We start from the raw sequence: 22625 nt of genomic DNA, 5'->3' as shown, positions 1-22625 counted from the left end.
CACCGCTGTCGCCCGCGTACCCACCCTGGACAAGGAGCTGCCATGACCATCGTCGCGGTGATCGGACTCGGCATCATGGGCGGCCCGATGGCCGCCAACCTGCTCAAGGCCGGCTTCGACGTCGTCGGCTACAACCGCAGTCGCGACAAGGTCGACCAGTTGGTCGCGCAGGGCGGGCGCGCGGCCGGCGACGTCGCCGAGGCCGTCCGGGACGTCGACGTCGTCCTCACCGTGCTGCCGGACTCCCCCGACGTCGAAGGCGTCGTCCTCGGGGAGGGCGGCGTCCTGGACTCCGCCAAGCCCGGCACGCTGCTGGTCGACGCCAGCACCATCCGCCCCGACGTGTCCGTCCGGCTGGCCGAGGCCGCGCGGGCCCGGGGCCTCCGGGCCGTCGACGCGCCGGTGTCCGGCGGCGAGGCCGGCGCCATCGAGGGCAGCCTCTCCATCATGGTCGGAGGTGAGGACGCCGACGTCGCCGCCGCCCGCCCGGTCCTGGAAGCCGTCGGCTCGACCGTCGTCCACGTGGGTCCGGCCGGATCCGGCCAGACCGTCAAGGCCGCCAACCAGCTCATCGTGGCCGGCACCATCGAGCTCGTCGCCGAGGCCCTGGTCTTCCTCGAGGCCCACGGCGTCGACACCGGGGCCGCGGTGCAGGTCCTCGCCGGCGGCCTGGCCGGCAACCGCATCCTCGACCGCAAGGCGGCCGGCATGATCGCCCGCCAGTTCACGCCCGGATTCCGGGTCGACCTGCACCACAAGGACCTCGGCATCGTCACCGGCGCCGCGCGAGAGGCCGGCGTGGCGATCCCCGTCGGTGCCCTGGTGGCCCAGCTCATGGGTGCGCTGCGCGCGGAGGGCCACGGATCGCTGGACCACTCCGCCCTGCTGCTGCTCGTCGAGCAGCTGTCCGGCCGCCGCAGCGGCTGACGCCTCCGGCTCCCCGAGAGCCTCCACCCGAATGCCCCGCCACGGGGCCACGCCAGACAGGAGACACCCATGCCTCGCATGCGTGCCATCGAAGCGGCCGTGCAGATCCTGGAGCGGGAGGGCGTCACGCACGTCTTCGGCGTTCCCGGCGCGGCCATCAACCCCTTCTACGGCGCCCTGCGGGCCAGCGGTGCCATCCAGCACGTGCTCGCCCGGCACGTCGAGGGCGCCTCGCACATGGCCGAGGGCTACACCAGGGCCGAAGCCGGCAACATCGGGGTCTGCGTCGGCACGTCCGGGCCGGCCGGCACGGACATGATCACCGGGCTGTACTCAGCCTCCGGTGACTCCATTCCGATCCTGTGCATCACCGGGCAGGCGCCGGTCGCCCGGCTGCACAAGGAGGACTTCCAGGCGGTCGACATCGCCGCCATCGCCAGGCCCGTGACGAAGATGGCGATGACCGTGCTCGAGCCGGCCCAGGTGCCCGGCGCCTTCCAGCAGGCCTTCCACCTCATGCGGTCGGGGCGGCCCGGTCCGGTGCTGCTCGACCTGCCGTTCGACGTCCAGATGACCGAGATCGAGTTCGACATCGAGGCCTACGAGCCGCTGCCGGTCTACCGGCCCCGGGCCAGCCGCGGGCAGGTGGAGAAGGCGCTGGACATGCTCGAAGCTGCCGAGCGCCCGCTCATCGTGGCCGGCGGCGGCATCATCAACGCCGACGCTGCGCAGCTGCTCGTCGAGTTCGCCGAACTGGTCGGCGTCCCGGTCGTCCCGACCCTCATGGGCTGGGGCAGCATCCCCGACGACCACCCCCTGATGGCCGGGATGGTCGGTCTGCAGACCGCGCACCGGTACGGCAACGCGACGATGCTGGAGTCGGACTTCGTGCTCGGGGTGGGCAACCGGTGGGCCAACCGTCACACGGGCGGACTCGACGTCTACCGGGGGGCCCGCACCTTCGTCCACGTCGACATCGAGCCGACTCAGATCGGGCGGGTCTTCGCGCCCGACCTCGGCATCGTGTCCGACGCGGGCGCCGCGCTCCGGCACTTCGTCGAGGTGGCCCGGGAGCGTCAGGCCGCCGGGCGGCTGCCCGACCGTGGCGGCTGGGTCCGGGCGTGCCAGCAGCGCAAGCACGACATGCTGCGCCGGACGCACTTCGAGACCACGCCGATCAAGCCGCAGCGGGTGTACGAGGAGATGAACAAGGCCTTCGGCAGGGACACCCGCTACGTCAGCACGATCGGCCTCTCCCAGATCGCCGGCGGCCAGTTCCTGCACGTCTACCGCCCTCGGCACTGGATCAACTGCGGCCAGGCCGGCCCGCTCGGCTGGACCCTGCCGGCGGCGCTGGGCGTCTGTGTCGCCGACCCGGACGCCACCGTCGTGGCGCTGTCGGGCGACTACGACTTCCAGTTCATGATCGAGGAGCTGGCCGTCGGCGCGCAGTTCCAGCTGCCCTACATCCACGTGCTGGTGAACAACTCCTACCTGGGGCTGATCCGCCAGGCGCAGCGGGCCTTCGACATGGACTACTGCGTGCAGCTCGGCTTCGACAACCAGAACTCGCCCGAGGTGCAGGGCTACGGCGTCGACCACGTCAAGGTCGCCGAGGGCATGGGCTGCAAGGCCATCCGGGTGCACGACCCCGAGGACATCCAGCACGCCTTCGACGAGGCGAAGAAGCTCATGGCGCAGCACCGGGTGCCGGTGGTCGTGGAGATCATCCTCGAACGGGTCACCAACGTCTCGATGGGCACCGAGATCGACGGCATCGTCGAGTTCGAGGAGCTCGCCGATCAGCGCGAACTCGCCCCGACCGCGGTCAGTGCGCTCGATCTCGACCAGATGCAGTACCTGGACTGATGGCCCCGCCGGACCGGTCGGGCCGGCGCGCCCAGGCCGCGCCCCAGGGGAGTGACCGTGCGCGTCGTCGTCCCACCCGACGCGTCGGGGCGCAGCCTGGCGGCCGCCGAGGTCGTCGCGCACGTGGCGGGCGGTCCCACCGAGCCCGTCCCGGCCTGCTGGTGGGCTCGGCTGCTCGACGCCGAGGGCCGCGGGCCGCCCCGCTCCCGCTCCCCGTTCCGGGGAGCGGCGTGGACCATCGCACCGACACCAGCACCGGGCCGCCGAGCGGTCCCCACGACGAGGAGGGTCAGCGTGACGACGACCAGGAGCCCGTACTACGCACCGCGCGGAGGGCTGCCCGGGCAGACCGAGCTCACCACGAACCGGGCCATGTTCACCGAGGCGTACGCGGTGCTGCCGAGAGGGACGATGACCGACATCGTCACCAGCAACCTGCCCTTCTGGGACAGGACGCGGTTGTGGGTGATCGCCCGGCCGCTGTCCGGCTTCGCCGAGACCTTCTCCCAGTACATCGTGGAGGTGTCTCCCGGCGGGGGCAGCGACCGGCCGGAGAACGATCCGGCCGCCGAGGCGGTGCTCTTCGTCGTGGAGGGGACGCTCCACCTCACCATCGGCGGGGCTGACCACCGGCTCGAGCCGGGCGGCTACGCGTTCCTGCCGCCGGGTGCGACGTGGACGCTGCAGAACGAGCAGGACGAGCCGGCCCGCTTCCACTGGATCCGCAAGGCATACCAGCGCGTCGACGGCGTCGACGTGCCGGAGGCGTTCGTGACCAACGAGCGCGACGTCGAGCCCGTGCCGATGCCCGACACCCACGGCACGTGGACCACCACGCGTTTCGTCGACCAGACCGACGTGCGGCACGACATGCACGTCAACATCGTCAACTTCGAGCCCGGCGGCGTGATCCCCTTCCCCGAGACGCACGTGATGGAGCACGGGCTGTACGTGCTCGAGGGCAAGGCCGTGTACCTGCTCAACCAGGACTGGGTCGAGGTCGAGGCCGGGGACTTCATGTGGCTGCGCGCCTTCTGCCCGCAGGCCTGCTACGCCGGCGGTCCCGGCCGCTTCCGGTACCTGCTGTACAAGGACGTCAACCGGCACGTGCAGCTGAGCCGGCAGTTCGTCTGACCGCTAGCACCCCGTCGGGGTCGGCTCGTCGGGTACCGGCCGCCCCCGAACGGGGGAGACGAGGGACGATCAGCGTGTGAACGCGCCAGCCGAGTCGACGTCGGTGCCCGTGACGATCCTCGGTGACCAGCCCCTGCGGGACGTCCTCCGGGAGAAGATTCGCGCCGGGATCGCCGAGGGACGGTGGGGTCCGGGAGCCCGGCTCGTGGAGCGCGACCTCGCCGAGGAGTTCGCGGTCTCGCGCGTGCCGGTCCGCGAGGCGCTCCGGGCTCTGGAGAGCGAGGGCTTCGTGGAGCTGCTGCCCAGGCGCGGCGCGGTCGTCCGGGAGTTGACCAGAGCCGTCGTCGCCGACCTCTTCGACATCCGGCAGGTCCTCGAGACGCTCGCGGCCCGGCTCGTCGCCGAGCGGATCGACGAGGACGGGCTGGCTCGGCTGGCGGCGGTCGTGGAGGACGGGCGGCGAGCGGTCGAGGCGGGCGACCACTCCTGGTCCGGCACGGCCAACACCGCCTTCCACGAGACGCTGCTGCAGCTGTCGCGCAACGACTCGCTGCGCGCGGTGCTCGAGCCGCTGACGGGGCGCCTGCGCTGGTTGTTCCGCCAGACGAGCGACCATGACCGGGTCCAGGCCGAGCACGAGCAGCTGTATGCGGCGCTGGCGATGGGGGACGCCGAACTGGCCGCGGCGGTCGCCCTGGCGCACGTGCGCGCCAGCCGGCACATGGTCCTCGACGGCATGCCGGACTGATCCCGGGCCCGGCGGCGCACCGGTGCGGGACCGGGTCGGCGGACGCGACGCCGCAGTCGGGCTCGCCGGCCCCGCCCCGCCGTCCGGGAGCAGGTCAGGCGCCGCCGGTGAAGCGGCGCTCCGCGCGGGCGACCAGCACCGGGTACAGCCGCGGCGCCACCCGGACGAGCAGGTCGACGACCTTGGCGTCGTTGCCGACGAGGATGCGGGGCCGGCCGGCCTCCACCCCGTCGACGACGATCCGCGCGGCCTGCTCCGGCGGCATCCTCAGCAGCTTCTCGTTGTAGGCGCGGCGGCGGGCCTCGTCGGCCGGCGTGACCTCCGCGCCCTGGGCCCTCGCGTGCTCGAACGCCGCGTTCGCGATGTTCGTCCGCACCCCGCCCGGGTGGACCACGCTGACCTGCACCGGGTGCCCGGCGGCGAGCAGCTCGCTGCGCAGGCTCTCGGTGAAGCCGCGGACGCCGAACTTGCTGGCGCAGTAGGCCGTCATGCCGCCCTGGCCCATGATCCCGTTGAGGCTGGAGACGTTGACGACGTGGCCGTCGCCGGAGGCGACCAGGTGGGGCAGGAACGCCTTGGTGCCGTGGATGACGCCGAACAGGTTGATCGACAGGACCCGGTCGTAGTCGGCCCAGGTGCTGTCGAGCACGGTGCCGCCGCCGGCCACGCCGGCGTTGTTGTAGACCTGGTGGACGACGCCGAAGTGCCCGGCCACCGCGGTGGCGTACGCCTCGACGGCCGCGCGGTCGCTCACGTCGAGCCGGGCGGTGTGCGCCGCGGCGCCCAGCGCCTTCGCCCGGTCGGCGGTCTCGCCCAGGCCCAGCTCGTCGACGTCGGACAGCGCCAGCCGCGCGCCGCGCCGGGCCAGCTCGAACGCGAGCTGCCGGCCGATGCCGGAGCCGGCGCCGGTGACGACGGCGACCTTGCCACGCACGCCGCTCATCGGGGGTCTCCTGTCGTGGGGGCCGGCGCACCGGCGGAGCGGACCAGGTCGGTCGTGCCCGCCGCGCGGGCGAGGTCGGTGGTGAGCTCGACGAGCCGGTCGACGACGCCGGGAGCCAGGTGGTGGCCCATGCCGGCGACCTCGACGTGGCGCGCTCCGGGGATCGCGTCGGCGGTGGCCCGCCCGCCGGTCGGGTGCACCATCAGGTCGCGGTCGCCGTGGACGACCAGCGTCGGCGCGGTGATGCGGGCCAGCTCCGCCGTCCGGTCGCCGGAGGCCTGGATGGCGCCGATCTGCCGCGCCACCGGTGCACCGGCGCGGGGGCCGCCGCAGCGGTCCCACACCGCGGCCGCCCAGGCCCGCTCGAGCTCCTCGTCCGGCGGGAAGGTCGTCGAGCCGATGTGCCCGAGCATCGCCAGGTGCCGCTCGACGGACTCCTCGACGGTGCGGGCCGGGGCCTTCGCCAGCCGCAGCAGCGTCGAGCGGGCCGGCTGGCCGACCCGGCGGCGCCCGGTGGTGGAGAAGATCGACGTCAGGCTGAGCACGCGCGCCGGGTGCCTCGCCGCGACGGTCTGGGCGATCATCCCGCCCATCGACATGCCGACCAGGTGCACCCGCTCGATGCCCAGGGCGTCGAGCAGACCGACCGTGTCGGCGGCCATGTCGGCGAGGTCGTAGGCCTCCGGCCGCGGCCGGGCCAGCAGCTGCCGCGCCCGGCCGGGCGGCGGGTGCTCGCTCCGCGAGGAGCGGCCGGCGTCACGGTTGTCCAGGCGGACCACGCGGAACCCGCGCGCGACGAAGCCGTCGACCATCCGCTGCGGCCACGAGGTGAGGTCCAGGCCCAGGCCCGCGACGAGCAGCAGCGGCGTCCCGTCGTCCGGCCCGTCGACCCGGTGGCACAGGCGCGGGCCGGCCGGGAGCTCGACGAAGCGGTCGGTGTCCTGCGCCGTCGCCGTGCTGTGCTCCCTGCGTGACCTCGCGAGCTCGGTCACGCGGTCACCGCCGCGCGGTCGGCGGAGCGGGACAGGTGCAGCTCGGGGTCGGTCACGCTGTCGGCGCGCAGCAGCTTCACGTCGCTGGAGTAGCTCATCGACGTCAGCCACGGCATCCGGTCGCCCTGGCGGGGGAGCTGGTCGACCGCGCGCTGGATGTAGCCGGCGGCGAAGTCGAGGAAGGGGCGGGTCGGCATGTCCGGGTCGCTCGGCTCGGGACGGGCGACGTCGAGGCCGTGCGCGTCCATGTGCGCCAGCAGCCGGCAGAAGTGCTCGCAGAGCAGGCCGATCTTCAGCGTCCAGGACGAGTTCGTGTAGCCGATGGCGAGCACGAAGTTGGGGACGCCGGAGAGCATCATCCCCTTGTAGGTGACCGTGTCGGGCAGGTGCACCGGCTCCCCGTCGACGATCAGCGAGATGCCCCCGATGGCCTGCACGTTCAGCCCGGTCGCGGTGACGATGACGTCGGCCTCGAGCTCCCGGCCGGATGCCAGCAGCACGCCGTTCCCGGTGAAGGTCTCGATCCGGTCGGTGACGACGTCCGCCGTCCCGTTGCGGATCGCGCGGAACAGGTCGCCGTCGGGGACGGCGCACAGCCGCTGGTCCCACGGGTCGTACGGCGGGTTGAAGTGGGTGTCGACGTCGAAGCCCTCGGGCAGCTGCTTCGTGTTGACCCAGCGGATCAGCCGGCGCGCCGCCTTCGGGTGCTTCTGGCAGAACTTCCAGATGCCGATGCCGCGGGCGATGTTCTTGCGCCGGGTCAGCGCGAAGGCGCGCTCCTCGCCGAGCAGTGCGCGCAGCCGGTCGGCCAGCGCGTCGTTGCGCGGGACGGGCATGACGTAGGACGGCGTGCGCTGCAGCATCGTCACGTGCCCGGCGGTCTCCGCCATCGCGGGGACCAGGGTGACCGCGGTGGCGCCGCTGCCGATGACCAGCACGCGCTTGCCGGCGTAGTCGAGGTCCTCGGGCCAGGCCTGGGGGTGCACGATCGGGCCGCCGAAGCGCTCCCGGCCGGGGAAGACCGGCGTGTAGCCCTCGTCGTAGCGGTAGTAGCCGCCGGCGCAGAACAGCCAGCCCGCCGAGATCTGCAGGCGCTCGCCGGTGTCGGTGCGCTCCACGTCGACCAGCCAGCGCGCGTCGGCGGTGGACCACGCCGCCGCCAGCACCCGGTGGTGGTAGCGGATGGAGGCGTCCAGGCCGTTCTCGGTCACGGTCTCGCGGAGGTAGGCGAGGATCCGCGGCGCGTCGGCGATCGACTGCTCGTCCCGCCACGGCTTGAACTCGTAGCCGAAGGTGTGCAGGTCGGAGTCCGAGCGGATGCCGGGGTAGTGGAACAGGTCCCAGGTGCCGCCGGAGGCCGCGCGGGCCTCCAGGATCGCGAAGCTCCTGGCCGGCAGCTCGGTCCTCAGGTAACGCCCGGCCCCGATGCCGGAGATCCCGGCCCCGACGACGAGGACGTCGAGGTGCTCGACCGGCGTCTGCGGAGTGGTCACCCCTCCGACTCTCCGTGGTGTCCGCCGCTTGCGCCACTGCACCGTGCACCATGATGCTCGTCGCGTGGTGCACGGTGCTGCGCGGTGGCCGGATGTCTCCCCGCGGGTGCGGGAACTCTTCCGGCGCGGCGCGGAGGTCGCGCTCGACCCCGACGACGCGTGGGTCGAGGAGCTGCACGCCGCCTCTCTGGGCGGGCCGCGGATGCGGCCGGTCGCCGAGGACCCGGTGCTCGCCGCGGCGACCCGACGGGCCAACCTGGCCAACCTGCTGCACTGGGCGGCGGCCAACGTGCAGCACCCGGGACGGCGGGTCCCGGCCAACACCGGGCCGGAGTCGCTGGAGGCCGCGCGTGACATGGTGCGGCGCGGCCTGGACGAGTCGGCCCTGGACGCCTACCGCGCCGCCCAGGGCGTGGCCTGGCGCCGGTGGATGGACATCTGTTTCCGGCTGACCTCCGATCCCGCGGAGCTGCGCGAGCTGCTCGACGTCTCGGCGCTGTCGATCGCCACCTTCATCGAGGACACCGTCGCGGCCACCTCCGAGCGGATGCGGGCGGAGCGCGACGAGCTCACCCGCGGCGCACACGCCGAGCGCCGGGCCGCGGTCACCCTGCTGCTCGAGGGGGCGCCGATCGGCCGGGCCCGCGCCGAGGCCCAGCTCGGCTACGGCCTGGCCGGCCCGCACACCGCCGCCGTCGTCTGGAGCGGGTCGGGGGTGGCCTCCGAGCAGCTGGAGGCCGCGGCGGAGGCGGTCGTCCGGGCCAGCGGGGCCGCGCACCGGCTGACCGTCGTCGCCAGCGCCGCCGCGCTCTGGGTCTGGCTGCCGGTGGCGAGGGCGCCGCACGCCGGGCAGCTGGCCACCGCGCTGGCCGTGCACCCCGACGTCCGCGTGGCCGTGGGCCGTCCGGGCCGGGACGTCGACGGCTTCCGCCGCAGCCACCTCGACGCCGCCACCACCCAGCGCATGGTCGCCCGGCTGACGTCCCCGCAGCAGGTCGCCCGCTACGAGGACGTACAGCTGGTCGCGGTGCTCACCGCCGAGCCGACGCAGGCCGACGAGTTCCTCGCCGACACCCTGGGCGACCTGCTGCACGCCGACCCCGACACGCGGCAGGCGGTGCTGACCTACGTCCGCGAGCTGGGCAGCACCTCGCGCACCGCCGAGCGGCTGTACACGCACCGCAACACGGTGCTGCGCCGGCTCACCCGCGCCGACGAGCTGCTGCCGCGCCCGCTCGCGGAGAACGTCGTCAGCGTCGCCGCGGCGCTGGAGGTGCTGCGCTGGCGGGGCACGGCAACCTGAACCGGCGGTCCGGTCACCCTCCAGGGGCTGTTGGCCCCGTCCCGGGTCCCGCCCCGAGCCTGCGAGGGGTGGGGGGGACGGGGTCCTTCATCACGTGCGGACGCGGAGCAGCACCTTGCCGGTGGCACGCCGCTCGTCGAGCTCGGTGACCGCGGCCGCGGCGTCGGCCAGGTCGTGCACCGAGCCGAGGACCGGGTCGAGGGCGCCGCGCTCGAGCAGCGGCTGCAGGTCGCGCCACTGCTCCTGCACGTAGCCGGGCTCGCCCATCCAGAACGCGCCCCAGCCGACGCCGACGACCGAGACGTTGTTCAGCAGCAGCCGGTTGACCTTGACCGTGGGGATCTCGCCGCCGGTGAAACCGAGGACCAGCAGCCGGCCCTCGCGCGCCAGGCTGCGCAGCGAGTCGGTGAAGCGGTTCCCGCCCACCGGGTCGGCGACGAGGTCGACGCCCCGGCCTCCGGTGAGCTCCTTGACCCGGTCGCGGAAGCCGTCGGCGAGCACGACCTCGTCGGCGCCGGCGGCCCGGGCGGTCTCGCCCTTGGCCTCGCTGGACACCACCGCGAGCACGCGCGCGCCGTACGCCTTGGCCAGCTGGATGCCCGCGGTACCGAGGCCGCCTGCGGCGCCGTGCACCAGCACGGTCTCACCGGACTGCAGCCGGCCCCGGCGGGCCAGCGCGAAGTGCATGGTCAGGTAGTTCATCGGCAGGGCCGCGCCCTGCTCGAAGGTCACGCCGTCGGGCAGCGGGAAGACGAGGCCCGGGTCGGCCTCCGCCACCTCGGCGAAGCCGCCGAAGCCGGGGAAGGCGGCCACCCGCTGCCCGGGCTGCAGGCCGCTGCCCGCGGGGGCGCTGCGGACCGTCCCGGCGACCTCGCTGCCGGGGACGAACGGCAGCTCCGGCTTGACCTGGTACTCACCGCGGCTGAGCAGCACCTCGGGAAAGGTCACCCCGGCGACGTGCACGTCGATCAGCACCTTCCCGTCCGCGTCGGGCTCGGGGACGTCGGCGACCGAGATGGCAGAGGGGCCGTCGAGGGTGGTGATCTGGGCGGCGCGCACGGGGTCCTCCTGCACGGTGTGGGTACGGGACCGCGAGCTTGTCAGAGGAGGTGACCGGTCCCGCAGCGCGGGTGCGCCGGCTCAGTCGGTCTCGGGCAGCTCCGGCGTCTCCGGGCCCACGGCCGGGGCGGCGCCGCCGAGCTCCTTGCTCCGGCCCGACTCGGCGTCCTCGGGCTTCGGCACGCGGGGGTCGTCGGGCAGCGGGGGAGCGGTCTGCCGCGGGCCCTCGACGTGCGGCGTGGTGGTGTCGGGATCCATGCCCGGTGAGTACCCGGAGAGCCCGCGCTACCCGCCGACGAGGCGGCGCAGCCGGCGGACCGGCGCCTGGACGGCCCGCAGCGTCAACCGCACCGGCAGGGTCGCGAGGGTCGACCCCACCCGGACGCCGAGGCGCCACAGGTCGGCGTAGTCCGGCGGGCGGGGTGCGGTCGGCGTGGGGTCGGGCGGGGGTGGCGTCGCGGGGACGATCAGGTCGACCGTCGTCCGGCGGCGGGTGCTGCGCAGCGACTCGAACGACGGGATCGCCGGCGCGGCCGGCGACTCCTCGTCGTCCGGGTGCGGCTCCGGGACCGACGACTGGTGCTCGCGCTCGGTCGCGGGGAAGCGGCCGGGCGGCTCCGGGACGACGCCGCGGATGGCGGCGATGGTGCCCGGGCCCAGCCCGTTGATCGCCACGAGGTCGGCCCGGGTGAGAGCGGCGAGCTGTTCGGTGGTCGTGATCCCGGCCCGGGTCAGCGCGGTGACCGCCCGCGGGGGGAGGCCGAGGTCGCTGACGGTCCTCCCGGGCGTGGTCCCCGGTGACGTGGTCGGCATGGTGTCCAACCTAGGACCGACCGACCGGCCGCACCGGTCCAGGTCTCCTGGAGGTCCAGGCCTCCTGGAGGATGCCCACCAGTCCGTTGCCGTAGGAGGCTCCCCGATGACCGCTGCCCGTCCGGGCGGGACCCCGACCCCCACGCACACCGAGGGCACGCTGGCCTCGGGGCTGTACCGGCAGGCCTGGACCGTCGAGGACCCGGTCGGCGCCGTCGTGCTGGTCCACGGCGCGCACGAGCACGGCGGTCGGTACCGGCACGTCGCCGAGCGGCTGGCCGCCGCGGGCTACGCCACCCACGCCGTCGACCACCCCGGCCACGGCCGGTCCCCGGGCAACCGCGGCAACATCGGCAGCATGGCCGCCGCCGTCGACGGCGTCGCCGAGCTGGTGCGCACCGCCGGCGACCAGCACCCGGGCGCCCCGCTGTTCGTCTACGGGCACAGCCTGGGCGGACTGATCGCGCTGCAGTACCTGACCGGGACGCCGGACCCCCGGATCGCCGGCGCGGTCATCTCGGCGGCGGCGCTCGACACCAGCGCCGCGAACGCCGTCCAGCGGACCGTGGCGCCGCTGCTGTCCCGGTTCCTGCCCGACCTCGGCGTCCTCCGGCTCGACGCCGAGGCGGTCAGCCGGGACCCCGCGGTGGTCCGCGACTACCGGGCCGACCCGCTCAACCACAACGGCAGGATGGTCGCCCGCACCGGCGCCGAGCTCATGGCCGCCGCGTTGACCATGCCGCGGCGGCTGCCCGCGCTCACCGTGCCGCTGCTCGTGCTGCACGGCACCGCCGACCGGCTGGTGCCGCCGGTCGCCAGCGAGGTCGTCCGGGCGCACGCCGGCTCGCCCGACCTCACGGTGCGGACCTACGAGGGGCTGTTCCACGAGCCGCACAACGAGCCGGAGAAGGACGCCGTGCTGGCCGACGTCGTCACCTGGCTCGACGCCCACCGCACGTCGTCCTGACCGCTCGCCGGCCGCCGGAGGGTCCGCGCGGACGGCGCGGACGTGACGACGGCGACACCGGCGCGACACGCCGCGCTGACCTGCGGCGCGCCGTTCCGGCGGCCGTTTGTGACCGGCGTCACGGCGACAGTGCACATGACTCCACGTAGCGTTTTGTGTGCGCTCAGCAAAGGAGAGAGCGCGGCGCCGGTCCGCCAAACCCTGCCCACCGGACGCCAACCCGTTCCCAGGGCAGGGGTGGGGGACCCACGACCACGGCGCGCCACGACTCGAGTCCACGACTCGAGGGGGCCCGTCTCGGGGTGAAGCCGCGGACCGCGGCCGGGCACCGATCGCCCGAACCCGACAGCTGACCTCGCCGGCGGTGATCGGAGATCACCATGGCCAAGCACCGCGCACCCCGCTATGTCCGCACCAAGAAGGTCATCGCCAAGGCGCCCGTCGCCGCCGGCGCCACCGTCGTCGGGTTCGGCGTCCTGAGCGCCCCCTCCCAGGCGCTCGCCGGGACGACGGGCCCGATCCCCGCCCACGCCATCGAGGTCCCTGTCGCGACGGCGGCCGCCGACGCCTCGACGGCCGGCTACACCGTCGTCCGCGGCGACACGATCAGGAAGATCGCCGCCGCCCACGGCCAGACGTGGCGCGACCTCTACCAGCGCAACACCGACGTCATCGGCGCCGACCCGAACCGGATCTTCCCGGGTCAGGTGCTGCACACCGCCGGCTCCGTGCCGGTCGCCGCGGCCCCGGCCGTCGGGTCGGCCGGGAACACTGCGCCCGCCACCCCGGCCGCTCCGCTCGCCGCTGCGGCTCCGGCCGCCGCGCCCGCGGCCGTCGCGCGCATCGCCAACAGCGCCGGTGACGTGGCTCCGCAGGTCCAGGCCGCGGCCAACCGCGTGATCAGCGAGGTGCCCGGCGCCGGCTCGATCACCCTGGGTGGCACCCGGGCCAGCGCCACGGACCCGAACGGCCACCCGTCGGGCCTGGCGCTGGACTACATGGTCATGTCCGACGCCGCCCTCGGCGACGCCATCACCGCCTACCACATCGCCCACTGGGACGAGCTCGGGGTGAAGTACGTCATCTGGCAGCAGCGGATCCTGTCCTCGCCGGACGGCGTGTGGAAGGCCATGGCCGACCGCGGCAGCGCCACGGCGAACCACATGGACCACGTGCACGTGAACTACGTCGGCTGAGTCCCCGGCCCGCACGTCGGCGGCCCCCACCCGTCTTCCGGGTGGGGGCCGCCGGTGCACGGGGGGCCGCGGACGGCGCCGGCTGACGCGCCACGGCCCCGTCCAGGGCACCGCCCCGAGCCTGCGAGGGGTTAGGAGGACGGGGCCTCTCTCAGAGCAGCGCGTCGAGGTCGTCCGGGCCCGGACCGGTGCCACCGGAGTCGCGCAGCGGCGAGGTGTCGGGCAGGTCGTCCTCGGGCGGCTCGGGCGCGACCGGGCCCTCCGCGTACAGGGTGCTCGGGTCCCGCGGGTCCATCTCGCTCATGGGGAGGAGGTGCCCCGCCGGGCCGCGCGGAACCGTGCTCCGGGGGTCGGGCACCACTCGGCGACGAGCAGGTCCGGCACCCAGGGCAGGAAGGGCACGAGCAGGTGCGCGAGCGTGGAGGCCACCTGCCCGGGGACGCCGACCGGCCCCACCTGCGCCGCGACGAGCACGGCCGGCCGGAGCCGCAGGGCGACCGCGGCATGCGTCAGGCGGACGTCCGCACCACCCACCGCCGGTGCGCGGCGACGTGCCGCCGGCGGATGGCTCCCCGGGCCGCGGCGGCTCCCGTCCCGACGGGTCGGGCGGGCGGAGGCGACGGGGCCCGGCGCGGCAGCGGCCAGACGTCCTAGACATCTGTTGCGGAACGGTTCCGTCTCCCGCATGCTGTCCGCGGGCGGGGCCCCGGGACGACCTCGGGCGAGCCCCGCCCGCCAGCTTCGCAGGTCGCCCCGCGCGGGGAACCGGCGCGATCAGGCGGGACGGTCGAGCAGTTCCCGCAGTGTCCGGTCGACGAAGGTGTTGTCGGCGGCGTTCATACCGAGGCCGGCGAAGTGTCCCCAGATCGTGTCGATGACCCGGACCTCCCCCTGCGCGATGAACTGCGAGGCCCACTGCTCGTCCTCGGGCGGGAAGTAGAGGTCGGTCCGGGCGGGCATGGCCACGAGGGGGCAGCGGATGGAGCGCAGGGCGGCCTCGGTGTCCCCGTCGAACCCCGGCGTCCGGCCGACGTCGCCGTGCTCCCAGGTCCAGAGCATCGCCAGCAGGTTGTTCGGGTCCCGGTCCTCGTCGAGCCAGAAGCCCTCCCAGAACCCCACCAGGAAGTCCTCCAGCGAGGAGTAGCCCATGGACCGGTACTCGCGCTCCCAGTAGAACGCCTGGGACAGGCCCCACCCGGCGTAGATCCGGGCGAAGGCCCGCATGCCCGCGGTGGGGCGCGCGTCGGGTGAGTACTCGCCGCCCCGGAAGGCCGGGTCGAGCGTCAGCGTGGCCCGCAGGCTCTTCAGGAAGACCTGGTTGTGCTCGCTGGTGCGGCTCGACCCGACGATCGGGGCGGCCCGCTTCACCATCTCCGGGTGGCTGACCGCCCACTGGTAGGTCTGGCCAGCGCCCATGGAGGAGCCGAGCACGAGCTCGACCGACTCGATGCCCCACTGCTGCGTGAGCAGCCGGTGCTGGGCCTCGACCTGGTCGGAGAAGGTGACCGGCGGGAAGTGCGGACCGTCGAACGGGGGAGGGGTGGTGCTCGGCGAGGTCGACAGGCCGTTGTTGAGCTGGTTCGGGACGACGATGAAGTACCGCTCCGGGTCGCAGGCCAGGCCCGGGCCGATCGACCACTCGTTGGCGTCGTGCCACGCGCTGAACCAGGTGGGGTGCACGATCACGTTGGACCGGTCGTCGTTCAGGGTCCCGTACGTCTTGTAGGCCAGCTGTGCACCCCGGAGCGTCGCCCCGCTCTGCAGCGGCAGGTCGCCGAGGTCGAACAGCTGGTGGTCCGTCGGAGCCGGCACGGCGTATTCCTTCCAGGTGAAAGAGTCTCGCCAGCCTGCTCGCCGCGCCGTGCGCAGCGCAACCCCGGACGCCCGGGTCAGGGGGTCGCCAGCCGCTCCAGCAGCCGGCGCAGGGTCCGCGCCTCGGCCGAGGACAGCGCGGCGAGCCCGTCGTGCTCGGCCTCGGCGATCCGCGGGGTCAGCGACCGGCACAACGCCCGGCCGCGCTCGGCGGCGTGCACGACGACACGGCGACGGTCGGCGGCGTCGACGTTGCGGTAGAGCAGCGAGCGCTCCACCAGCCGGTCCACGATGCGGGTCACGGTGGGCCCGGGGATCCGGGTGCGGCCACCCAGGTCGCTCATGGACAGCGGGCCGACCTCGGTCAGGGTGTGCAGCACCCGCCACTGGTCCAGGGTGAGGTCGCTCCCGACGAGGATCTCCTCGACGCGGGACGTCAGACCGGAGGTCACCTGCCGTAGCAGGTCGACGTGGGGCAGTGACCCCCCCGACGTCTCCTGCCGCATGCTCGCCTCTCCCTCGCCCGGGACCCTTCCCACGGCCAGGGCGGGTCAGCATAGTGATCCCCTACTCGGGTCGATTGTCGCAGCATCCCGGAACGTCCCGCACCAACGCCCGCGCACGCCACGCCTGGGGGGATCGATGGGCCGGTCCGCAGAGGTCGCGCGGGTCGGGCTGGTCGTGCCCCTCCAGGGGCCCGCGGGCCTCTTCGGCCCCTCGTGCGAGGCGGTCGCGGCGACGGCGGTGCGGTCCATCAACGACGCCGGCGTCCTCGGCCGGGAGCTGGCCGTGGAGGTCATCGACGGCGGCGCTCGGCCGGAGGAGGTGGGCGCCACCGTCGGCCGGCTGGTCGACGCCGGGCGGATCGACGCGGTGACCGGGTGGCACATCTCGGCGGTCCGCCACGCCGTGGCGCCCGTGACCGCGGGGAGGATCCCGTACGTCTACACCTCCCTGTACGAGGGGGGTGAGTCCCGGCCGGGCGTCTTCTGCTCCGGCGAGACGCCTGCTCGGCAGATCGCGCCGGCCCTGCGCTGGCTGCGCGACGTGTGCGGTGTGCGGCGCTGGTTCGTGGTGGGCGACGACTACATCTGGCCCCGGGCCTCGGTCGAGGTCACGCGGGAGTACGCCCGGCGGCTGGACCTGCAGCTGGTCGGGACCAGCTACGTGCCGCTGGGGACCGACGACTACCGGGGCGTCGTCGAGCGCATCCGCGCCAGTGACGCCCAGGGGGTGCTGCTCTACCTCGTCGGGCAGGACGCCGTCGAGTTCAACCGCGTGTTCGCCGACCACGGTCTGCAGGAGAGGCTGGTCCGCTTCACCCCGCTCATGGAGGAGAACATGCTCCTGGCCAGCGGGGCGGAGGCGACGAGGAACCTCTTCGTCTGCGCCTCCTACTTCCGGTCGCTGGCCACGGCGTCGGCGCTGGAGTTCTGCGGCGACTACGTCGACCAGCACGGCCCCGACGCGCCTCCCCTGAACAACGCCGCGGAGTCCTGCTGCGAGGGGCTCATGGCCCTGGCGGCCCTCGCCCGGCGGGCCGGCAGCCTCGACGTCCACCGGATGGTCGCCGTCGCCGACGGGCTCGGGTACGACGGGCCGCGCGGCCCGGTGTCCTTCACCGGCAACCACCTCCAGCAGCGGGTCCACCTGGCCGTGGCCGACGGCTACGACTTCGACGTCCTCGCCGCGCTCTAGCCGGGGTCGCCCCAGCGCCCTCTTGACACTTCCTTCCACGTGAATAAGTTGTCCGTGAAAGGAAAGGAGGAGCCATGGCCACGTACGTGTTCCGGTGTCCCGACTGCTCGGTGTTCGAGGTGGTGGTCCCGATGTCCGTGGTGGGCCCCACGCACCCCTGTCCGACGTGCGCGGCGGAGTCCGGCCGGGTGTGGACCGCGCCCGCTCTGGCGACGACACCCGCCGCCCTGCACCGCGCGGTGGCGACCGCCGACGCGAGCGCGGAGTCGCCGCAGGTGGTCCGGTCGATCCCCGACGGCAGGCCCCGGCCGCGCAGCCGCCGGTGGAACCCCGCCACCGGCGCCGCCCCCGTCCACGCGGCGCACCGCCCCGCGGGCCCGCACCCCTCGCTGCCGCGCTGGTGACCCGTGGGCGCCGTCGGCCTGCTCTACGTCGGTGCCGTGCTGGTGGTCAACGGCGTCATGCTGCTGGGGCACGTCAGCCCCGCCAGCGCCGCACCGCTGAACCTCTTCGTCGGCGCGCTCCAGGTGGTCACGCCGACCTACCTCATCATCGCCGCGAACGGCGACCAGGCGCAGATCGCGCTCGCCGCCGGGCTCTACTACTTCGGCTTCACCTACCTGTGGGTGGGGATCAACGGCATCACCGGCTGGCCGGGCGAGGGGCTCGGCTGGTTCTCCCTGGTCGTGGCCGCCGCCGCCGTGGGGTTCGCCGTCCACTCCTGGCTGGCGGTCGGTGACCGGACCTTCGGCGTCATCTGGCTGCTGTGGGCGGTCCTGTGGTTCGGCTTCTTCCTGCTGCTGGCCGGGCACAAGGACCACCTCACCGGCGCGGTCGGCGTCCTGGCCCTGGGCGAGGGCCTGCTCACGGCCGCCGTCCCGGCCTTCCTGATCATCACCGGCTGGTGGAGCGACTCGCTCGCCACGGTCCTGGTGGTCGCCGTCCTCGGCGTGCTCCTGCTCGCCGTCAGCGCCCCGCTCAGCCGGACCCTGTCCGCCCCCGCTTCCCCGGCCCCCACCCAGCCCGGTGCCGCACCGGGCGCCCAGTGAGAGGAAACCGCCATGCCCGAGGTCGTGTTCAGCGTCGACCAGAGCAGGTCCATGCGGGACCAGGCCGTGCCCGGCCACAACCGCTGGCACCCCGACATCCCGCCGGCGGTCACGATCCGGCCGGGGCAGGACATCCGGGTGGAGTGCAAGGAGTGGACCGACGGCCAGATCGGCAACAACGACTCGTCCAACGACGTCCGGGACGTCGACCTCTCCCACGCCCACATGCTGTCCGGGCCGATCGCCGTGGAGGGGGCCGAGCCCGGTGACCTCCTGGTCGTCGACATCCTCGACCTCGGGCCGGTGCCGCAGGCCCAGGGTCCCAACTGCGGGGAGGGCTGGGGCTACTCGGGCATCTTCGCGAAGGTCAACGGCGGCGGTTTCCTCACCGACTACTACCCGGACGCCTACAAGGCCATCTGGGACTTCCGCGGGCAGAAGTGCACGTCCCGCCACGTCCCCGGGGTCGAGTACACCGGCATCACGCACCCCGGCCTGTTCGGGACCGCGCCGTCGGCGGACCTGCTGGCCCGCTGGAACGCCCGGGAGCGGGCGCTGATCGCCACCGACCCCGACCGGGTGCCGCCCCTGGGGCTGCCGCCGCTGCCGGACAACGTCCTGGGCGGCACGGCCACCGGCGACCTGCTCGAGGCGATCGGGCGGGACGGCGCCCGCACCGTGCCGGCGCGGGAGAACGGCGGCAACCACGACATCAAGAACTTCACCCGCGGCAGCCGGGTCTTCTACCCGGTCTACGTCGACGGCGCGCTGCTCTCCGGAGGGGACCTGCACTTCAGCCAGGGAGACGGTGAGATCAACTTCTGCGGCGCCATCGAGATGGGCGGCTTCATCGACTTCCACGTCGACCTCATCAAGGGCGGCATGGAGACCTACGGCGTCACCACCAACCCGATCTTCATGCCCGGGCGGGTCGAGCCGCGCTACTCCGAGTTCCTGACGTTCATCGGTGTCTCGGTCGACCACCGCGACGACACGAACGCCTACATGGACGCGACGCTGGCCTACCGCAACGCCTGCCTGAACGCCATCCGCTACCTGGAGAAGTGGGGCTACACGGGCGAGCAGGCCTACCTCATCCTCGGCACCTCGCCGATCGAGGGCCGCATCGGCGGCGTGGTGGACATCCCCAACGCCTGCTGCTCGGTCTTCCTGCCGACGGAGATCTTCGACGAGGACATCCGGCCCGGCGGCCAGGGCCCGCAGCGCAGGGACCGCGGGCAGGTCTGCGTCACCTCCTGACCGAGGGTTCGCGGCCGGGCGCGGGCGGACGCCAGTCCGTCCGCGCACCGGCGCCGTGACCCGGGGACCCGCCGGCCGGCCGGGGACCGTCCGCCTGGTCGCTGCCGGCGTGGTGGCCAACCTCGCGGTCGGGACGCTGTTCGCCTGGAGCCTGGTGTCGCCCCGGGTGGTGGCCGACGCTGGGGCCCCGCGGGGCAGCGGCCCGGCGGTGTTCGCCCTCGCACTCGGGGTGTTCACCGTCGTCCTGCTCGGGGTGGGGCGCTGGCTGGCGCGGGTGGGGCCGCGCCCACTCCTGGCCGCGGCCTCCCTCGCCGCCGGGGCGGGGCTGGCCGTGACCGCGGCCGTGCAGCGGCCCGAGGCTCCCTGGCTGGGGGTGGGGCTGCTGTTCGGCGCGGCCAACGGGCTGGCCTACGGCGTCGCGGTCGCCCTCGCCGCGGCCGTCCCCGCCGGACGCCGTGGCACGGCCAGCGGTCTGGTGGTCGGCGCGTACGCGGCCGGGCCGGTGGTGCTCGGCTTGCTGTCGCCACACGTCCTCCCGGACGTCGGCTGGCGGACCCCGCTGGCCGTCCTCGCCGTGCTCGTCGCCGGTCTGGTGGGCCTCGCCGCCGCCCTCGCCCCGGCCGACGCGGGCGTCGAGCGGCGCCCGGACCGCGTGGAGGAGCCGGTGCCCGGGACGGCGGTGCTGGCGCTGTGGGTCCTCTTCGCCGGAGGCGCCGCGCCGGGTCTCGTGGTCTTCGCCACTGCTGCGCCCCTGGCCACTGCAGCGGGTCTGGGTCCCGCAGCCGCGGGAGCGGCCGTCTCCCTGCTCGCCGTCGGCAACCTGGCCGGCCGACTGGGTGCGGGCTGGTGGTCGGACGGCGTCGGGCGCCTCCCCGCACTGGGGACCGCGCTCGCGGCCACCGCCGTCGCGCTCGCCGGGCTCGCCGCGGCGGCCGCGCCCGCCGTCGTCCTGACCGCTCTGCTCGTCGTCGGACTGGCCTACGGCGCGGTCTCCGCGCTGGTCCCGGCCGCGACGGCGGACCGGGTGGGGGCCGCTGCCTTCCCGGCGGTCTACGGCCGGGTCTTCACGGCGTGGGGGTGTGCCGGCCTGCTGGCACCCCTCGTCGGCGGCAGGGTGACCGACGCCGGAGGTGCGCAGCCGGGACTGCTCCCCCTGGCCGTCCCGCTCGCCCTCGCCGCGGCCGCACTCGTCGTCCTCGCGCGCACGGGGGAGGGGACCGCCCGGCGGTGACGTCGGCCCCCGGCCGTCGATCGAGGAGGTGGGCGACGAGCGTCACTTGACGAATCGAGGGCCGCGGATTGTCACAGCTCGATAACGAAGCTACGGTCGTCGCGTCCGGTCGGTCGTTCCGCCCCCGAAGGGGGCCCGAGCGGACGCCGCCGAGTCGCCCTCAGGGGCGAGCCGGGGACCCACCGCAGTACTGGGGTGAATCCCGCTCCTGGACGCACGTCCGGAGCGGGTAGGGCTGCTTCCCGCCCGAACCCGTCAGCTAACCCGGTAGGCGGCCGTCGGAAGAAACGGAGAGCCGCCGGATGGCGTGCCCTTGCCCTGCTGCACCATCCCACCGGCTCCGGTACCGGGAGCGCTCCCGCATCTGAGGAGTCCGCGGCCGTCCGCAGCAGACGCCGCCCCGCAGGCCCACCGCGCCCGAGCACCCGCGCTCGACCGGTACCTCGCCGCTTCCCCGGTGTGCCTGCCCGGCGCTCGCCGCGCGGCCACAGCCCGCCCGCAGCCTCCCGCAGACGTGCGCGCCCCCGTCGCCCCGTCGCGCCCCCACCCCGGAGAACCCGTTCCCCATGGACACCCGCACCACGACCCCTGGCCGCACCGCCCGCTCGCGCCGCCGTCCGCCCGCCGCCGTCCGCCGTCCCGGTCTGTACCTCGGGATGGCCACCGCCGGCGCCGTCCTGGTCGGCGTAGTCGGCATCGAGCCGGCCGCGCAGGCCGAGGCGGCGCCGTCCGAGACCGTGAGCGTCGCCCGGGAGCTCGGGTTGACCGCCCAGTCCGGCCCGGTCGACGTCACCACGGAGCTGCAGCCGCTGCAGGACCTCGCCGCCACCCGCAGCGCCCGCGAGGCCGCCCGGACCGCCGCGCAGCAGGCCCAGGCCGCCGCCGACCAGGCGGTGCTCGACCGGCAGAAGGCCGAGGCCGAGGCCGCCGCCAAGGCGAAGGCCGAGGCCGAGGCCGCCGCGAAGGCGGCCGCCGAGGCCGCGGCTGCCTCCGCTGCCGCTGCCAGGCAGGCCGCCCCGGCGCAGGCCGGCCGGGCCGCTCCCGCGGCCGCCGCGCCCCGGGCTGCCGCCGCGGCGGGCGCCGCCGCCAAGATCAAGAACTCCGCCGGCCCCGTCGCCGCGGTGGTCCAGGCCGCGGCGAACGCCGTCGTCAGCAACGTCCCCGGCGCCGGCTCGATCACCCTGGGCGGCACCCGGCCGAGCGCCGCCGACCCGGGCGGCCACCCCTCGGGCCTGGCGCTGGACTACATGGTCATGTCCGACGCCGCCCTCGGCGACGCGATCGTCGAGTACCACATCGCCCATTGGGACGAGCTCGGCGTCGACTACATCATCTGGCAGCAGCGGATGCTGTCCTCGCCGAACGGCTCGTGGAAGGCGATGGCCGACCGCGGCGGCGCGACGGCCAACCACATGGACCACCCGCACGTGAACTACCGCGGCTGACCTGCGGTTGCCCGCCGCTCCGGCGGGGCAGGACGGCAGGATGGGCACCAGCTCGTCCCGTCCCGTCCCGCCGACCCTCGTCGACGCCAACCGGCTCTGGGTCGACTCACGCGTCCGGGCGCTGGTCCAGCGCCGCGTCGAGGCGCCGGTCCTGCTCCGGCTGGGCGGGCCGGTGCCCGGCGGCCGGGTGCTCGAGCTGGGCACCGGCCGACGTGGCACCGGGTTGCGCCTGGCGCTCGAGGTCTTCGGCGCCGCGCACGCCGACGGGGTCGAGCGCTACGACGCCAGCGTCGCGGCGTGCCGGGAGGCCGTGCGCGACCTGGGCGGGCGGGCCGACGTCCGGCGCGGCGACGCGACGTCGCTGGCCGCGCCGGACGGCTCCTACGACGCGGTCTTCGGCTACCACGTCCTGCACCACGCCGATGCCTGGCGCGACGTCGTCCGGGAGGCGGCGCGGGTGCTGCGGCCCGGCGGGCGCCTCTACTCCTGCGAGATGACCGCGCGCTTCGTCGACAGCCGGCCGCTGCGGGCGGTGTCCCGCCACCCGGCCGACGGCGACCGTCCCACCCCGGACGGCCTCGCCGCCGCCTGCCGGGCGGCTGGGCTGACCGTGACCGCGCAGGACACCCGGCTCGCCGGCTGCTGGACGGCGCTCGTCGCGACGCGGCCGTGAGCCGGCGCCGGGC

The 22625-nt window shown here is 74.6% G+C and carries 23 protein-coding genes, 1 pseudogene and 2 riboswitches; of the genes and pseudogenes, 14 read left to right on the top strand and 10 right to left on the bottom strand.

What is annotated here, in order from left to right; all coding sequences use genetic code 11:
* Positions 1–21: 21 nt before the first annotated feature.
* The 4 genes and pseudogenes from ACWIX3_RS18615 to ACWIX3_RS18600 form a co-directional block, all read left to right on the top strand.
* Positions 22–927, top strand: a pseudogene (locus ACWIX3_RS18615) (2-hydroxy-3-oxopropionate reductase); the annotation flags it as partial.
* 69 nt (positions 928–996) lie between these two features.
* Entirely contained in the window at positions 997–2796 is a 1800-nt protein-coding gene (gene gcl / locus ACWIX3_RS18610) for a glyoxylate carboligase (protein WP_448608829.1), read from the top strand.
* A gap of 294 nt (positions 2797–3090) precedes the next feature.
* Entirely contained in the window at positions 3091–3930 is an 840-nt protein-coding gene (locus ACWIX3_RS18605) for a bifunctional allantoicase/(S)-ureidoglycine aminohydrolase (protein ID WP_448608828.1), read from the top strand.
* A 76-nt stretch (positions 3931–4006) separates the two neighbouring features.
* Positions 4007–4678, top strand: coding sequence for a GntR family transcriptional regulator (locus ACWIX3_RS18600; RefSeq protein WP_448608827.1), 672 nt, complete (start codon positions 4007–4009; stop codon positions 4676–4678).
* Positions 4679–4772: 94 nt separating this feature from the next.
* Here the strand turns inward: ACWIX3_RS18600 and ACWIX3_RS18595 are convergent, their stop codons facing one another.
* From ACWIX3_RS18595 to ACWIX3_RS18585, 3 genes are read right to left on the bottom strand one after another with little or no spacing between them, the layout of a single operon-like run.
* On the bottom strand, positions 4773–5621 hold the full coding sequence (locus tag ACWIX3_RS18595; protein WP_448608826.1) for an SDR family NAD(P)-dependent oxidoreductase: 849 nt from the start codon (positions 5619–5621) through the stop codon (positions 4773–4775).
* Positions 5618–6613: an alpha/beta fold hydrolase gene (locus ACWIX3_RS18590; RefSeq protein WP_448608825.1), complete on the bottom strand. Its 996-nt coding sequence runs from the start codon at positions 6611–6613 to the stop codon at positions 5618–5620. Before ACWIX3_RS18590 ends, ACWIX3_RS18595 begins: the two co-directional genes overlap by 4 nt.
* Positions 6610–8106: a flavin-containing monooxygenase gene (locus ACWIX3_RS18585; RefSeq protein WP_448608824.1), complete on the bottom strand. Its 1497-nt coding sequence runs from the start codon at positions 8104–8106 to the stop codon at positions 6610–6612. The genes ACWIX3_RS18590 and ACWIX3_RS18585 overlap by 4 nt, the downstream gene beginning before the upstream one ends.
* Positions 8107–8212: 106 nt before the next feature.
* On the opposite strand from ACWIX3_RS18585, the gene ACWIX3_RS18580 reads away from it, so the two are divergent.
* Positions 8213–9409, top strand: a complete 1197-nt coding sequence (locus ACWIX3_RS18580; protein WP_448608823.1) for a PucR family transcriptional regulator — start codon at positions 8213–8215, stop codon at positions 9407–9409.
* A 90-nt stretch (positions 9410–9499) separates the two neighbouring features.
* On the opposite strand, the gene ACWIX3_RS18575 is transcribed toward ACWIX3_RS18580, so the two are convergent.
* From ACWIX3_RS18575 to ACWIX3_RS18565, 3 genes are all read right to left on the bottom strand, one after another.
* On the bottom strand, positions 9500–10468 hold the full coding sequence (locus tag ACWIX3_RS18575) for an NADPH:quinone oxidoreductase family protein (protein ID WP_448608822.1): 969 nt from the start codon (positions 10466–10468) through the stop codon (positions 9500–9502).
* Positions 10469–10549: 81 nt separating this feature from the next.
* Positions 10550–10726 carry a hypothetical protein gene (locus ACWIX3_RS18570; RefSeq protein ID WP_448608821.1) on the bottom strand — a complete coding sequence of 59 codons (177 nt, stop codon included), beginning with the start codon at positions 10724–10726 and terminating at the stop codon, positions 10550–10552.
* Positions 10727–10753: 27 nt separating this feature from the next.
* A complete protein-coding gene (locus tag ACWIX3_RS18565; protein ID WP_448608820.1) occupies positions 10754–11281 on the bottom strand; it encodes a DNA-directed RNA polymerase subunit alpha C-terminal domain-containing protein in 528 nt (175 codons plus the stop codon).
* A gap of 106 nt (positions 11282–11387) precedes the next feature.
* Here ACWIX3_RS18565 and ACWIX3_RS18560 point away from each other — a divergent pair, with 106 nt between their 5' ends.
* Entirely contained in the window at positions 11388–12248 is an 861-nt protein-coding gene (locus tag ACWIX3_RS18560) for an alpha/beta hydrolase (protein ID WP_448608819.1), read from the top strand.
* A gap of 250 nt (positions 12249–12498) precedes the next feature.
* Positions 12499–12627, top strand: a riboswitch (cyclic di-AMP (ydaO/yuaA leader).
* A gap of 1 nt (position 12628) precedes the next feature.
* Entirely contained in the window at positions 12629–13444 is an 816-nt protein-coding gene (locus ACWIX3_RS18555; RefSeq protein ID WP_448608818.1) for a LysM peptidoglycan-binding domain-containing protein, read from the top strand.
* Positions 13445–13595: 151 nt separating this feature from the next.
* Here the strand turns inward: ACWIX3_RS18555 and ACWIX3_RS18550 are convergent, their stop codons facing one another.
* The 4 genes from ACWIX3_RS18550 to ACWIX3_RS18535 form a co-directional block, all read right to left on the bottom strand.
* The gene (locus ACWIX3_RS18550; protein ID WP_448608817.1) at positions 13596–13748 is read right to left on the bottom strand and encodes a hypothetical protein; all 153 of its coding nucleotides are present in this window, start codon (positions 13746–13748) and stop codon (positions 13596–13598) included.
* A complete protein-coding gene (locus ACWIX3_RS18545; protein WP_448608816.1) occupies positions 13745–13978 on the bottom strand; it encodes a hypothetical protein in 234 nt (77 codons plus the stop codon). The genes ACWIX3_RS18550 and ACWIX3_RS18545 overlap by 4 nt, the downstream gene beginning before the upstream one ends.
* Before the next feature lie 240 nt (positions 13979–14218).
* Positions 14219–15256 carry an alpha/beta fold hydrolase gene (locus ACWIX3_RS18540; protein ID WP_448608815.1) on the bottom strand — a complete coding sequence of 346 codons (1038 nt, stop codon included), beginning with the start codon at positions 15254–15256 and terminating at the stop codon, positions 14219–14221.
* Positions 15257–15333: 77 nt separating this feature from the next.
* A complete protein-coding gene (locus ACWIX3_RS18535; RefSeq protein ID WP_448608814.1) occupies positions 15334–15708 on the bottom strand; it encodes a MarR family transcriptional regulator in 375 nt (124 codons plus the stop codon).
* A 190-nt stretch (positions 15709–15898) separates the two neighbouring features.
* Between ACWIX3_RS18535 and ACWIX3_RS18530 the strand changes: the two genes are divergently transcribed.
* The 7 genes from ACWIX3_RS18530 (at position 15899) to ACWIX3_RS18500 (ending at position 22612) form a co-directional block, all read left to right on the top strand.
* Positions 15899–16954: a substrate-binding domain-containing protein gene (locus tag ACWIX3_RS18530; RefSeq protein ID WP_448608813.1), complete on the top strand. Its 1056-nt coding sequence runs from the start codon at positions 15899–15901 to the stop codon at positions 16952–16954.
* Positions 16955–17028: 74 nt separating this feature from the next.
* Positions 17029–17358, top strand: coding sequence for a zinc ribbon domain-containing protein (locus ACWIX3_RS18525; protein ID WP_448608812.1), 330 nt, complete (start codon positions 17029–17031; stop codon positions 17356–17358).
* Between the two features lie 3 nt (positions 17359–17361).
* Entirely contained in the window at positions 17362–18003 is a 642-nt protein-coding gene (locus ACWIX3_RS18520; RefSeq protein WP_448608811.1) for an AmiS/UreI family transporter, read from the top strand.
* A gap of 12 nt (positions 18004–18015) precedes the next feature.
* Positions 18016–19263: a formamidase gene (gene fmdA / locus ACWIX3_RS18515; RefSeq protein ID WP_448608810.1), complete on the top strand. Its 1248-nt coding sequence runs from the start codon at positions 18016–18018 to the stop codon at positions 19261–19263.
* Positions 19264–19318: 55 nt separating this feature from the next.
* A complete protein-coding gene (locus ACWIX3_RS18510; protein WP_448608809.1) occupies positions 19319–20494 on the top strand; it encodes an MFS transporter in 1176 nt (391 codons plus the stop codon).
* Positions 20495–20631: 137 nt separating this feature from the next.
* A riboswitch (cyclic di-AMP (ydaO/yuaA leader) is annotated at positions 20632–20783 on the top strand.
* A 277-nt stretch (positions 20784–21060) separates the two neighbouring features.
* Positions 21061–21939 (top strand): hypothetical protein, encoded by an 879-nt coding sequence (locus ACWIX3_RS18505; protein ID WP_448608808.1) that lies wholly within the window; start codon positions 21061–21063, stop codon positions 21937–21939.
* Between the two features lie 40 nt (positions 21940–21979).
* Positions 21980–22612 (top strand): class I SAM-dependent methyltransferase, encoded by a 633-nt coding sequence (locus ACWIX3_RS18500; protein WP_448608807.1) that lies wholly within the window; start codon positions 21980–21982, stop codon positions 22610–22612.
* The last annotated feature ends 13 nt before the right edge of the window (positions 22613–22625 follow it).

The sequence above is a fragment of the Geodermatophilus sp. URMC 60 genome, from assembly GCF_053502585.1.
Note: the sequence above shows the minus strand (reverse complement) of the source record. Positions and strands in the feature narration are given on the sequence as shown.

Coding starts and splice junctions, on each gene's coding strand:
- fmdA (WP_448608810.1), top strand. CDS start 18,016: ATGCCCGAGGTCGTGTTCAGCGTCGACCAGAGCAGGTCCATGCGGGAC.
- ACWIX3_RS18570 (WP_448608821.1), bottom strand. CDS start 10,726: ATGGATCCCGACACCACCACGCCGCACGTCGAGGGCCCGCGGCAGACC.
- ACWIX3_RS18505 (WP_448608808.1), top strand. CDS start 21,061: ATGGACACCCGCACCACGACCCCTGGCCGCACCGCCCGCTCGCGCCGC.
- gcl (WP_448608829.1), top strand. CDS start 997: ATGCCTCGCATGCGTGCCATCGAAGCGGCCGTGCAGATCCTGGAGCGG.
- ACWIX3_RS18525 (WP_448608812.1), top strand. CDS start 17,029: ATGGCCACGTACGTGTTCCGGTGTCCCGACTGCTCGGTGTTCGAGGTG.
- ACWIX3_RS18595 (WP_448608826.1), bottom strand. CDS start 5,621: ATGAGCGGCGTGCGTGGCAAGGTCGCCGTCGTCACCGGCGCCGGCTCC.
- ACWIX3_RS18550 (WP_448608817.1), bottom strand. CDS start 13,748: ATGAGCGAGATGGACCCGCGGGACCCGAGCACCCTGTACGCGGAGGGC.
- ACWIX3_RS18530 (WP_448608813.1), top strand. CDS start 15,899: ATGGGCCGGTCCGCAGAGGTCGCGCGGGTCGGGCTGGTCGTGCCCCTC.
- ACWIX3_RS18500 (WP_448608807.1), top strand. CDS start 21,980: ATGGGCACCAGCTCGTCCCGTCCCGTCCCGCCGACCCTCGTCGACGCC.
- ACWIX3_RS18555 (WP_448608818.1), top strand. CDS start 12,629: ATGGCCAAGCACCGCGCACCCCGCTATGTCCGCACCAAGAAGGTCATC.
- ACWIX3_RS18565 (WP_448608820.1), bottom strand. CDS start 11,281: ATGCCGACCACGTCACCGGGGACCACGCCCGGGAGGACCGTCAGCGAC.
- ACWIX3_RS18560 (WP_448608819.1), top strand. CDS start 11,388: ATGACCGCTGCCCGTCCGGGCGGGACCCCGACCCCCACGCACACCGAG.